Genomic DNA, 12,811 nt, shown 5'->3' with positions numbered 1-12,811 from the left:
ATGGCGCCCATCGCTCTGCTCGCCCTGCTCGGGCTCTTCACGGGCCGCGTCGCCATCACCGTGCTGAACTCGGTGCTGGGTGGTCTGGGCATGGCGACCGCGATCGCGGCGGCGCAGCTGCACCTCACCGTCACGGGCGATCAGAGCGTCGCCGTGTGGACCGGTTCGGGGCTGGCCGTGTACTGGATCGCGGTGCTGAGCCTCGCGGCGATGGGAGCCACCACGCTTCGGCGCGGCGCCGCACCCGTGGTGGCGGTGGGTCTCGTGGCGGCGGTGCTCGCGGTGGTGCCCGTCGCCGGCAACCTGCTGTTGAATCGTGTGCCCTTCGTGCCCGCCAGCGCCCAGATGCCCGCGCTCGTGCAGGCCGCGGGCGAGAGCGATCCCGACGTGCGCACCCTCGTGCTCACCCCCGAGGCGGCCCACAGCGTGCGCGCCGAGCTGGTGACGGGCAGCGGGTCGCGCCTCGACCGCATCCGCTCGTCGCTCGCCTCGCCCGAGGAGACGGCGGCCGATCGCGACCTTGCCGAGGTGGTCGGCGGGCTCGCCAGCGTCGGCGGCCCCGATATGCGCGAGCGGCTGCAGGACGAGGGCATCGGTTTCGTGCTGCTCGTGAACGGCGGCAGCGACCTCGAGCGGGCCGAGCTGCAGCGCGTGTTCGACCAGCACGCCTCGCTCGCGAGCGCGGGCCTGACCGAGCAGGGGCTGCTGTGGCGGGTCGCGGATCCCGAATCCGTCTCCGATGCTCAGGGCGACGCGGGTACGAGGCTCGGCGGCACCTCGCTGACGGGGCAGACGATCTGGGGCATCCAGCTCGTCGTGCTGCTCGGGATGGTGCTGCTCGCGCTGCCGACCGGTGAGGTGACCTACCGTCCCGAGCGGCGCAAGCGGCCGAGCCGGCGAGCCGTGAAGCGGGCGGGGACGTCTGCGCCCGCAGCCCCGGGAACGGCGGCGGGCGCTGCCCCGGTGCTCCCGGGCGCACCGGGCGCTCCGACGGAGGCCCCGTCGGAGGCGGCGCCGAGCGATCCCGACCCCGGCGCCCGGCACGGGAGCGAGGACACGGCATCCGCAGCCCGCTGGCTGCCCGCGTCCGAACACCCCGACCCCGAGCATCCCGCACCCGAGCGCCCCCGAGCTGGGCATCCCGCGCCCGAGGCCGACAGCCCCGAGCACCCCGAGAACGGAGGCCCGCGATGAGCGATCGTTCCCGCATGCTGCGCGGCGGCGCCCGAGCCGCGACCGGTCTCGTGGTGGTGGGCGTGTGCGCCTCGGCGGTGCTGCTGCTCGGTCAGGTCGAGCTGCCCGGCGTCGAGCGGGAGCCCGTCGCGGTGACCGTCGACAGCGCCCAGAACACCGCCCGCAACCTGGTCTGCGCCGGCCCCTTCGCCGAGCTGGGAGCCGACCCCGCACGGCCCGGCGTCGCCGTGCCCACGGGGTCACCCGGTGTCGTGATCTCCGGGGAGCCCGCCGAGACGAGGGGCCTCGAGCGGGCCGAGGGCGGCGAGTCGCCGCCCCTCGTGCTGTCGGCCCCCGTGGAGGAGCTGATCGGGGCCGCGCAGATTCAGGCCGTGAGCACCGAGGGTCTGAGCGGCGCGGCCGCGAGCGCCTGCGCCGAACCGCTGAACGAACAGTGGCTGCTGGGCGGTTCGACCGCCCTGGGCGTCTCCACGACGCTCAGCCTGGGCAACCCCGGATCGGTGCCGGCCACCGTGCAGATCAGCGTCTACGACGAGGCCGGGCCCGTCGACGCCGTGCAGACGGCGGGCGTGCTCGTCGCCGCCGGTGCCGAGCAGACCGTCTCGCTGAACGGCTACGCCCCGGAGCGCGAGCGGCTCGCCGTGCGCGTCATCAGCACGGGCGCGCCGGTCACCGCGAGCCTCGGAGTGGGGCAGACGTCGGGCATCTCGCCCTTCGCCGTGTCGTCGGTGACCCGTCAGCTCGAGCCCGAGACCCAGCTGGTGCTGCCGGGCGTCGCCAACCGGAGCGACCACGGGCACGGCCCGAGCGACTCGGGCGAGGGCGACGACTTCCCCGTGGTGGTGCGCGCGCTCGCACCGGCGGGCGAGGAGGGCGCCGCCCGCGTGCGCGCCGTCGATGCGGATGGCCGCAGCGTCGACCTCGGCGAGATCGCACTCGCCGATTCGGCGGTCGGCGAGCTGGTCGTGCCGCACTGGCCCGAGGAGGCCGAAGCGGTGATCGTCGAGGCCGATGCTCCGGTCGTCGCGGCCGCGCTCGGCTCGGCGACCGACGAGGACGGGCACGACTATGAGTGGTTCGCGCCCGCGCCGACCACGACTGCCGATCTGCCTGTAGCGGTCCCCGTTGTGGGCGGCGGGCAGCTGGTGGTCGTCAACCCCGGTTCTGAGGAGGCTGAGCTCGTGATCGAGAGCGCCGACGGCAGCGGCAAGCCCCGCGAGCAGAAGCTGCCGGCCGGGGCGGCCGCCGTGGTGCGCGCCCCGGCAGAGGCGCGACTCACGAGCTCGGTGCCCGTGCACGCGGGCGTGCGCTATGTGAGCGGCGGAACGATCGCGGGCTACCCGATCCTCGCCCCGGACCCCCGCGACGGCGAGATCACGGTCTACACCCGCTAGCCGATCGCCTTCCGCCGGGTCATACGTCGTGGGAGGCGATCGCCGCGCCTGGGATGGGGCGGGGCCGCGGCGCGCGGCGAGGCGTGCGCCCACGCGTAGACTGGGCTCATGTTCCGTCGCGAGCGCAAGCCCTCAGCCCCCGAGCGGGTGCAGCGACGCCACGGGCGGCGGTCGATGCGCTCTTCGCTCACCGGCCCCGGTCTGGCCGATCCGAACGCCCGCGCGCTGCGCTTCGAGATCGATGCGCGAGGCGCGGTCGAGCTGCTGCAGTCGCAGTTCCCCGACGAGCTGCGCGGGGTGCAGATCGGCTTTCAGACGGCGCCCACCGGCCGCGGCGAGAGCCGGTTCCCGCTCTTCTACTCGATCGACCGGGGGGCGCGCACGATCATCATGTACCGCATGCCGATCCAGCGGGCGCGCGGGCTGCACGTCGAGGACGACGAGCACCGGCGCTACTTCGTGGAGCACTGCGTGTACCAGGCGGTCTGCGAGTACCTCGGGCGCGAGCCCTGGGAGCTGCTGCCGGGCCGCTTCGACCACTACTGAACAGCGGGCGTCGCCGCAATCCGGCGACTGGGAGCCTGAGCAGCCATAATGGGAAACATGAGCGCGCGCATCCTGGTGGTTGACGATGACAGGGCCCTGGCCGAGATGCTCGGCATGGTGCTGCAGGGCGAGGGCTTCGTCACGGAGTTCTCGGTCGACGGCGCCGAAGCGGTCGAGAAGTTCCGCGAGATGCGCCCCGACCTGGTGCTGCTCGACGTGATGCTGCCCGGCCTCGACGGCATCGAGGTCGCCGAGAAGATCCGCGCCGAGTCGGGCACGCCCATCATCATGCTCACCGCGCGCACCGACACCCGCGACGTGGTGAGGGGCCTCGAGGCCGGCGCCGACGACTACGTGGTCAAGCCCTTCAACCCGGCCGAGCTGATCGCCCGAATCCGCGCCCGCCTGCGCGAGCCGCAGCAGGACGCGGTCGAGACGCTGCGCATCGGCGACCTCACGATCGACGTCTCGGCCCACGAGGTGCGCCGCGGCTCGCAGCCGATCCCGCTGACCCCGCTCGAGTTCGACCTGCTCGCGATCCTCGCCCGCAAGCCCCAGCAGGTGTTCACCCGCGAGGTGCTGCTCGAGAAGGTGTGGGGCTACCAGTACAAGGCCGACACCCGACTCGTCAACGTGCACGTGCAGCGGCTGCGGGCGAAGATCGAGCAGGATCCCGATCACCCGACCATCGTCACGACCGTGCGCGGCGTCGGCTACCGCGCGGGCGCGCCCGTCGAATAGGGGTGCCCGTGCCCACCCTCCGAGCGCACCGGGGGCGACCGCCCCGGGGACGGTCGCGCCCGGGGATCGCGCTGCGGCGCCTGCGACTCCGCTGGGTCAAGCTGACGCAGCCGGTGCTCGGCCCCTTCCGGGCGCGCTGGCGGCGCTCGCTCATGCTGCGCACCATGACCATCACGGGCATGGTGACGGGCTTCATCATCTTCGTGGCCGGCGTGTTCATCCTGACGAGCATCAGCGATGATCTCTACTCGTCGCGTCGAGATCAGGCCCTGCAGGATTCGGCGCGCGCCACGCTCGCGGCGCAGCGCCAGATCGACGCCTCCGATGCCTCGGATCGCGGCGGGCTCGTGCAGCTCGCCGCCTCGGTGCGCAGAACCGTGCAGGACACGTCGGCGAGCCAGCTCGTGTATCTGCGCCGGCAGCCCGGGCAGCCCGCGTACCCCGAGGCGCCGCCCTCGGCGGCGACGAGCGTCATGCTGCGCGAGGCGGTGAGCGCCGACCTCAGCAGGGCCGTCGGCGACGGAAGCCCGCCCCAGCACTGGCAGGCCGTGACCTTCCACGGCGACGACGGTTCGCAGTCCGCGGGCATCGTCGTCGGATCCACCCTCGTGTTCCCCGCCGAGGCGGGCAGCTACGACCTCTTCATCGGCTACAACCTCGCCGACACGCAGGACACATTGAGCTTCGTGCAGCGCACGCTGCTGATCACCGCGGCGGCGATGATGGCGTTCATCGGCATCCTGGTGTGGATCATGTCACGCATCGTGTTCCGACCGATCCGCGCCGCCGCCGACACGAGCCGCCGCCTTGCGGCAGGCGAGAGCGACGCCCGCATGCCCTGGCAGAACGACGAGCACTTCGACGCGCTCTCGGACGGCTTCAACGACATGGCCGACACGCTGCAGGCCCGCATCCACGAACTCGACCACCTCTCGGAGATGCAGCAGCGCTTCGTGTCGGACGTGTCGCACGAGCTGCGCACCCCGCTCACCACGATCAGGCTCGCGAGCGAGGTGCTGCAGGGCGGCGCCGAGGGCCTCGGCCCCGGCCAGCAGCGCGCCGTCGAGGTGCTCGGCGCGCAGGTGGAGCGCTTCGAGTCGCTGCTCGGCGATCTGCTCGAGATCTCGCGCTACGACGCGGGGCGGGTGACCCTCGACACCGAGCCGAGCAATCTCGTCTCGCTCGCGCACGAGGTCGTCGACGGGCTGCAGCCCCTGTCGGAGAGTCTCATCGAGGTGCGCCCGCTGGGAGGCTACGCGCCCGTCGAGGTCGACGCCCGCCGCATCCGCCGCATCGTGTCGAACCTCGTCGGCAACGCGATCGAGCACGGCGAGGGGCGGCCGATCGTGGTGACGATCGACTCGAACGCGGCAGCGATCTCGATCGCGGTGCGCGACTGGGGAGTGGGCATGAGACCCGAGGACGTCGAGCACGTGTTCGACCGGTTCTGGCGCGCGGATCCCTCGCGCAAGCGCACCCTCGGCGGCACGGGCCTCGGGCTCGCGATCGCGCAGGAGGACGCCGCGGTGCACGGCGGCATCCTCGAGGCCTGGTCGAGGCCGGGGGAGGGATCGAACTTCAGGCTCACTCTGCCGCGGGGCGACGCCATCACGAGCTTCATGTCGCCGCTGCCGCTCGTGCCGGACGACGTCGAGACCGATCTCGGCGATCCTCAGAAGACGGGCGGGTGGCTGCGGCGGCCCGGCAGGCGCATTCGGAAGGAGCGGCGATGACTCGGCGATCGAACGGATGGCGCTCGGCGGCCGCGCTCGCCGCCGCGGTGCTGCTGCTGAGCGGCTGCGCGGCGATCCCCTCGACGGGGCCCGTGCAGCCGGGCCTCACCAATCTGCAGCAGGCCGATCAGACCTGGCAGAACATCCCTTCGGGCCCGTCTCCGGGCGCCAGCCAGAAAGACGTGGTGCGCGGCTTCGTCGAGGCCGCCTCGTCGAGCTCCGAGGACTACGCTGTGGCGCGCGAGTTCCTGGCGCCCGAGTACGCGGGCCAGTGGGATCCGCACCTCGGCGTGCTCATCGACGACGGCAGCCGGCCGTACCGGGCCGACGGCGAGACGGCGGGCGTGCTTTCGCTCGCCGCGGTCGCGAAGGTCGACGAGACCGGTATCATGCTGCCGGTGCAGCCGGGCCCGACCACCGACATGCGGTTCGAGTTCGAACAGGTCGGCGGCGAGTGGCGCATCTCGTCGGCGCCCGCCGGCATCATCCTCGACAGCACCACGTTCACCTCGATCTGGTCGCCGAGGCAGCTGTACTTCGTGGGACCGGGCGGCATGCTCGTGCCCGACACGCGCTGGTTCCTGAACCGCTCCTCGCTGCCGACCGCGATCGTGAGCGCGCTTCTCGCCGGCCCCTCGGATCGTCTGCGCGAGTCGGTGCACAGCGGCTTCCCGTCCGGCACGGCTCTCGTCTCGAACACCGTGCCGGTGGTCGACGGCAAGGCGCGGATCGACCTGACCGGCACGCTGCTGCAGGGCGGTCAGACCGCGCTCTCCGAGGTCTACCAGCAGCTGCGCACGAGCCTGCAGACGGTGGCCGACGTCAACGGCTTCGACCTGTACGTCGACGGCGTGCAGACCCAGATTCCGGCCGACGGCTCGGGGCCGGGCGTGCTGAGCGAGGTGTACGAGCCGTCGGTGCTGGTCGACGGCCGCTTCGGCACGCTGATGGCGGGCGACTTCAAGGAGAGCACCGGGTTCGTCGAGACCCTGCCGGGGTACGACCCGGACGCGGTGACGCTCTCGCTCGACGGCGAGACGGCGGCCGTGCTGAACGACGAGGGCGTGACGCGAGTCGACGCGGCGGGGCGGGTGCTCGTCGACGCCCGCGACGGCCTGATCGAGCCGGGGGTCGATGTCTTCGGCTACGTCTGGACCGTGCAGAGATCGACCGCTCAGCAGCTGCAGGTGTGGGGGGCCGACGGCTCGTCGGCGTGGATCGCCGCACCGTGGCTGGCCGGTCGGGAGCCCGTGGCGGTGCGCATCTCGCCGGAGGGGGCGAGGATCGCCGCCCTCGTTCCCAGCGACTCCGGCAGCCAGGTGCTCGTGGCCGGCGTGGTGCGCGACGAGAACGGCGCGCCCGTCGCCACGAGCGAGGAGGCCGACGTGCAGATGTGGGCCGCAGGGGAGCCCGTGGACCTCGATTGGGTCGGCCAGACGGGGTTCGTGGCGCTGACGCGGGCCGACGGCACCAGCCGGGTCACGGTGGGCGGCCCCGGCCGCTTCAGCGTGGAGCAGGGCGGCGCCATCCCCGGCGGTGCGCAGGTCTCGGGCGGGGGCAGCCGCACCCAGTTGCGGGTGCTCGGCGAGAACGGCGACCTCTTCGCCGCGCAGAACAGCGGATGGCAGCGCCTGGACGAGAATGTGAAGCTGCTGGCGAAACGGGGCTGAGACACCCGGGCGGGCTCCGAGCCCGGGGGCGGCTGAGCTCCGCTCACAGGCGAGGGATGCGGCGGATCGCGGGCGATCTCTCCACGGATCGCTCGAATGGGAGCGCCGCGGCGGCCTCGCTGCGCCAGGATCGGAGCGTGTCGATCATCGCAAAATTCAGAGGGGTCGGCCTCGACCTGCTGGCGCTGCTGTGGCCCACCACTTGCGTGAGCTGCGGCGACGCCGACCGCGAGTGCTGCCTGCCCTGCCGCGTGGAGCTGCGCCGCTCGGCGCCACCGCTGCAACCCGAGATCGGCGCTCCGTGCTTCGTGCGGGGCGCCTACGAGGGGCCGCTGCGCGCAGTGCTGGTCGCGTTCAAGCACGGGGGCCGCACGGGCCTCGGGCGCGAGCTCGGGGCGCAGCTGAGGGTGCCGCTCGCGGCGGCGCTGACCCGTTGCCGGGGCCCGGCAGCCCCCGTGATCGTCGCCGCGCCCTCGCGGCGCTCGAGCACGCGGCGGCGCGGCTACCGGCACGTCGATCTGCTCGTGAGCAGCGCTCTGCGAGGCCAGGGGGTGCGAGTGCTGCGAATCGCCGCGTTGCGGGCGGCTCGCGGGCGGCGCAGTCAAGTCGGTCTGAGCGCTGACGAGCGGGCGCGCAACGCCCGCAGGGTGCGCGTGCGCGCATCGCGCCGAGCCGTGCTGCGGGGACGCGAGGTGGTCCTCGTCGACGACGTGATCACCACGGGAGCGACCGCGCTCGCCTGCCGCGACGCGCTCGAAGCCGCGGGCGCGAACGTGGTCGCGGTCGTCGCGCTCTGCCATGCCCGGCGTCGCGACACGCGTGAGGCGTCGGGGCGTCCCGCAGGCCCTCCGAGGGTCGTCGGGTGACCCGATGCCGAGCCCCGAGCGGCCGTTCGCGACGCCGAGCGGCCGCGTTGAATCGTGCTCCCGGGCCGCGTTCCCGGGCCTCGCGCTCATCGACGGGCGGATGTTCCCGGGAGCTCCGCAGAGCTGAGCGAGGTTCCTGACCGCGAGCTCGGAGCCGAGGTGGAAACGAAAACCCCGAGTGCAGTAGAGTTCGGGAAAGGCGTAACGGTGCGCCACAGAGGCCCACCCGCCTGAGTCACTTGGGAGGTCACCATGGACGTGAACATCCGCGGCAAGAATGTCGGGATCACTGACCGCTTCGAGAACTACGTCGAATCGAAGACCGAAAAGGTGTCGGGCCTGTTGCCCCGGGCTCAGGCGCTCGAAGTGAAGGTTTCGCGCCAGAGCGACCGCAGTCCCAAGCACGGCGATCTCGTCGAGATCACGCTCATCGGGCCGGGCCCCGTGATCCGCGCGGAGTCCGCCGGCGGAGACAAGTACTCGGCCTTCGACATGGCCTACGGCCGGGTGCTCGAGCGCATCCGCCGCATGAAGGACAAGCGGCAGGACCGCCGCGGCCGCGGCCGCCTCTCGCTGGGCGACGCGGCGGCCCGCGACTTCGCCGAGATCGATGTCACCCCCGCTCCCGCCGAGGTCATCGACGCCGTCGCGACCGGCAGCATCCCGCTCCCCGATCAGCAGGGAGGCGAGGATCAGTACTCGCCCGTGGTGATCCGCAGCAAGGAGTTCCCCGCCGAGCGACTCTCGGTCGAGGACGCCGTGGACCAGATGGAGCTGGTCGGCCACGACTTCTTCCTCTTCGTCGAGAGCGGCACCGGCCGCCCGAGCGTCGTCTACCGGCGCAGGGGCTGGAACTACGGCGTGATCTCGCTCACCGAGGAGTAGCGCGCACGCCGGTTCGCCTCGGACGAGCCCCTCGCCCCTGCCTCAGGGGCGAGGGGCTCGCCGGTGACACCGCGATCGATCGCCCCGGCCGGCTGCGGAACGGCGTCAGCCGCGCCGCCCGAATCGCAGCCACCAGCCTCGGCGCAGCACGTTCCAGAGAGCCTCGAACACGATCCCGCACGTCATCTTCGAGTGGCCGCCCGCGCGCTCCACGAACGTGATCGGCACCTCCGCGATGGGGCAGCCCAGCCGCTCGAGCTCCCAGGCGGTCTCCACCTGGAAGCCGTATCCCTGAGAATCGAGCGAGTCCAGGTCGAGGCGCGCCAGCCACGAGGCGTCGATCGCGCGGAACCCGCTCGTGAGGTCGTGCAGCCCCGAGCGCAGCGCGATCCGCGCCACCCGAGTGCCGGTGCGCGATATCCACCGCCGATAGCGCGGCCAGCCCACGATCCGCCCGCCCTCGATCCAGCGCGCGCCGATCGCGGCGCCGCCGTTCGCACGTGCGGCGTCGAGCAGCAGCGGCAGCTCGCCGGCGAGGTGAGAGCCGTCGGCGTCCATCTCGACCACCAGGCGGTACCCCGCGGCGATCCCCGCCCGGAATCCCGCGATGTAGGCGGTGCCGAGCCCGCTCTTCCCGGCCCGGTGCAGCACCTCGACGCGGGGCTCGGACGCGGCCAGCCGATCGGCGAGCGCCCCCGTGCCGTCCGGGCTGCCGTCGTCGACCACGAGCACCCGCGCCTCGGGCACCGAGCCCAGCACCCCGGCGATCACACCGGGCAGCGTCTCGCGCTCGTTGAAGGTGGGGAGGATCACGAGCACCTCGCGCGAGGGTTCCCCCACTGGGCCTCCATCCGGGCAAGTCCCCAGCCGGTGCCGGGCTTGGCCTTGCTAAGCTGAGGAGTTGTCACAATTCGGCAACGGCGGTGAAGTCGCGAAGCGGACCACCGTGCAGAACCTTACAGGAGACACAACGTGGCGACAGTTCTCGAAAAGCTCCTTCGCGTCGGCGAGGGTCGCACCCTGAAGAAGCTCCAGCGGTTGGCCAAGACGGTCGCCGATCTCGAGGGCTCCTTCGCCGACCTCAGCGACGAGGAACTGCGCGGGGAGACCCTCGAGTTCAAGGCCCGCCTGGAGAAGGGCGAGACCCTCGACGATCTGCTGCCCGAGGCGTTCGCCGCCGTGCGGGAAGCCGCCAAGCGCACCATCGGTCTGCGCCCGTTCGACGTGCAGGTGATGGGCGGCGCCAACCTGCACCTGGGCAACATCTCCGAGATGAAGACCGGTGAGGGCAAGACGCTCGTCGCCACGATGCCGGCCTATCTCAACGCGCTGGCCGGCGAGGGCGTGCACGTCGTCACCGTCAACGACTACCTCGCCAGCTACCAGAGCGAGCTCATGGGCCGCGTCTTCCGCGCCCTCGGCATGACCACCGGCTGCATCGTCGCCGGACAGGATCCCGTCACCCGTCGAGAGCAGTACAACGCCGACATCACCTACGGCACCAACAACGAGTTCGGCTTCGACTACCTGCGCGACAACATGGCGTCGAGCGCCGAGGAGCGCGTGCAGCGCGGCCACTTCTTCGCCATCATCGACGAGGTCGACTCGATCCTCATCGACGAGGCCCGCACCCCGCTCATCATCTCGGGCCCGTCGTCGGGAGAGGCCAACCGCTGGTTCGCCGAGTTCGCCCGCATCGCGCGCAAGCTCGAGCCGGGCGTCGACTACGAGGTCGACGAGAAGAAGCGCACCATCGGCGTGCTCGAACCCGGCATCGAGAAGGTCGAGGATCACCTCGGCATCACCAACCTCTACGAGTCGGTGAACACCCCCCTCATCTCCTTCCTCAACAACTCGATCAAGGCGAAGGCGCTCTTCACCCGCGACAAGGACTACGTCGTGCTGAACGGAGAGGTGCTCATCGTCGACGAGCACACGGGCCGCATCCTTGCGGGCCGCCGCTACAACGAAGGCATGCACCAGGCCATCGAGGCCAAGGAGGGCGTGCAGGTCAAGGCCGAGAACCAGATGCTCGCCACCGTCACCCTGCAGAACTACTTCCGCCTCTACGAGAAGCTCTCGGGCATGACCGGTACGGCCGAGACCGAGGCCGGCGAGTTCATGTCGACCTACAAGCTGGGCGTGGTGCCCATCCCCACCAACAAGCCCATGCAGCGCAAAGATCAGCCCGACCTCGTCTACAAGAACGAGGAGGCCAAGTTCCAGCAGGCCGTCGAAGACATCGCCGAGCGCTACGAGAAGGGCCAGCCCGTGCTCGTCGGCACGACGAGCGTCGAGAAGAGCGAGTACCTGTCGCGCCTGCTCGCGAAGAAGGGCGTGCGCCACGAGGTGCTGAACGCCAAGAACCACGCGCGCGAGGCCGCGATCATCGCGCAGGCCGGGCGCCTGGGCGCCGTCACCGTCGCCACCAACATGGCCGGCCGCGGCACCGACATCATGCTCGGCGGCAACGCCGAGTTCCTCGCGGTGCAGGAGATGGCCGCTCGCGGTCTCTCGACCGAGGAGGATCCGCAAGGTTACGAGGCCGCCTGGGACGACGTCTTCGACGCCGTCAAGCGCACCGTCGCCGAGGAAGCCGAGAAGGTCATCGCCGTCGGCGGCCTGTACGTGCTCGGCACCGAGCGCCACGAGTCGCGCCGCATCGACAACCAGTTGCGGGGCCGTTCCGGCCGTCAGGGAGACCCCGGCGAGAGCCGCTTCTACCTGTCGCTCGCCGACGACCTGATGCGCCTCTTCAACTCCGGCGCCGCCGCCGCGCTCATGAACCGCGACGGCTTCCCCGACGACCTCGCGATCGAGTCGAAGGTCGTCACCCGCGCCATCCAGAGCGCGCAGAGCCAGGTCGAGCAGCGCAACGCCGAGATCCGCAAGAACGTGCTGAAGTACGACGACGTTCTCGACCGCCAGCGCAAGGCCATCTATAGCGACCGCCAGCAGATCCTCGACGGCGAAGAGATCGAGTCGCGCATCGACGCGTTCCGCGAGCAGACGATCGACGCGATCCTCGATTCCCACGGCCTCGACGGCGAGTGGGACTTCGACGCCCTCTGGAGCGACCTCAAGCAGGTCTACCCGATCGGCATCACCGTGGACGAGCTCGTCGCCGAGGCCGGCGGCACCCGCGTCGACAAGGCGTTCCTGCGCCGGGAGATCCTCTCCGACGCCGAGGTCGCCTACCGTAAGCGCGAGGAGGAGCTCGGCGAGGAGGCCATGCGCGAACTCGAGCGCCGCGTGGTGCTCGCCGCGATCGACCGCCGCTGGCGCGACCACCTCTACGAGATGGAATACCTCAAGGAGGGCATCGGCCTGCGCGCGATGGCGCAGCGCGATCCGCTGATCGAGTACCAGCGCGAGGGCTTCACCATGTTCGAGGGCATGATGGGGCAGATCAAGGAAGAGTCCATGGGGATGCTCTACAACCTCGAGGTGAAGGTGCGCCCCGCCGCCGGCCCGCAAGACCACGTGCACCTCGAGGGTGGCGGGCTGGAAGACCAGCAGACGCCGGATCAGTCCAAGCTCAGTTACACCGCACCCGACGAGGACGGCGCGCCGTCCGTCAGCGGCGCGCAGGGCGAGACCGGCGCCGGCGCGCGTGCGCGCAACGCCGCACGCGGCAGCCAGCCCGCGCAGCCCCAGCAGCCCGCGCAACGCGGAGCCTTCGGCCAGCAGGTGCCCGGCGACGGCACCCCCGCGAACCGAGCCGAGCGCCGCGCGAACAAGAAGAAGTAAGGCGAGGCGGCGGGCCGCCCAATCCCTGAGAA

The 12,811-nt window shown here is 71.5% G+C and carries 10 protein-coding genes; 9 read left to right on the top strand and 1 reads right to left on the bottom strand.

The annotated features are described in order from the left end of the window. The 8 genes from H490_RS32635 to hpf all read left to right on the top strand — a co-directional run bounded on the left by H490_RS32635 (position 1) and on the right by hpf (position 9,029). On the top strand, positions 1–1,194 hold the full coding sequence (locus H490_RS32635) for a hypothetical protein (RefSeq protein ID WP_069187455.1): 1,194 nt from the start codon (positions 1–3) through the stop codon (positions 1,192–1,194). Next, positions 1,191–2,588 (top strand): DUF5719 family protein, encoded by a 1,398-nt coding sequence (locus tag H490_RS21715; RefSeq protein WP_017883552.1) that lies wholly within the window; start codon positions 1,191–1,193, stop codon positions 2,586–2,588. Before H490_RS32635 ends, H490_RS21715 begins: the two co-directional genes overlap by 4 nt. Positions 2,589–2,696: 108 nt before the next feature. Continuing rightward, entirely contained in the window at positions 2,697–3,134 is a 438-nt protein-coding gene (locus H490_RS21710; protein ID WP_031289854.1) for a metallopeptidase family protein, read from the top strand. Positions 3,135–3,191: 57 nt separating this feature from the next. Continuing rightward, complete coding sequence (mtrA, locus tag H490_RS21705; RefSeq protein ID WP_017883550.1) at positions 3,192–3,875, top strand: MtrAB system response regulator MtrA; 684 nt, start codon at positions 3,192–3,194, stop codon at positions 3,873–3,875. Between the two features lie 8 nt (positions 3,876–3,883). Continuing rightward, entirely contained in the window at positions 3,884–5,608 is a 1,725-nt protein-coding gene (mtrB, locus tag H490_RS21700; RefSeq protein ID WP_238560315.1) for an MtrAB system histidine kinase MtrB, read from the top strand. Beyond that, complete coding sequence (locus H490_RS21695) at positions 5,605–7,278, top strand: GerMN domain-containing protein (RefSeq protein ID WP_017883548.1); 1,674 nt, start codon at positions 5,605–5,607, stop codon at positions 7,276–7,278. The genes mtrB and H490_RS21695 overlap by 4 nt, the downstream gene beginning before the upstream one ends. A 137-nt stretch (positions 7,279–7,415) precedes the next feature. Further along, a complete protein-coding gene (locus H490_RS31070) occupies positions 7,416–8,144 on the top strand; it encodes a ComF family protein (RefSeq protein ID WP_128387318.1) in 729 nt (242 codons plus the stop codon). Between the two features lie 252 nt (positions 8,145–8,396). Then, positions 8,397–9,029, top strand: coding sequence for a ribosome hibernation-promoting factor, HPF/YfiA family (hpf, locus tag H490_RS21685; RefSeq protein WP_017883546.1), 633 nt, complete (start codon positions 8,397–8,399; stop codon positions 9,027–9,029). A gap of 105 nt (positions 9,030–9,134) precedes the next feature. Here the strand turns inward: hpf and H490_RS21680 are convergent, their stop codons facing one another. Further along, positions 9,135–9,869 carry a polyprenol monophosphomannose synthase gene (locus tag H490_RS21680; protein WP_017883545.1) on the bottom strand — a complete coding sequence of 245 codons (735 nt, stop codon included), beginning with the start codon at positions 9,867–9,869 and terminating at the stop codon, positions 9,135–9,137. A 132-nt stretch (positions 9,870–10,001) separates the two neighbouring features. Between H490_RS21680 and secA the strand changes: the two genes are divergently transcribed. Continuing rightward, the gene (secA, locus tag H490_RS21675) at positions 10,002–12,779 is read left to right on the top strand and encodes a preprotein translocase subunit SecA (protein WP_017883544.1); all 2,778 of its coding nucleotides are present in this window, start codon (positions 10,002–10,004) and stop codon (positions 12,777–12,779) included. Positions 12,780–12,811: the final 32 nt, after the last annotated feature.

Origin of the sequence: Leucobacter sp. UCD-THU, assembly GCF_000349545.1 — a bacterium.
Lineage (GTDB): Bacteria > Actinomycetota > Actinomycetes > Actinomycetales > Microbacteriaceae > Leucobacter > Leucobacter muris.
Note: the sequence above shows the minus strand (reverse complement) of the source record. Positions and strands in the feature narration are given on the sequence as shown.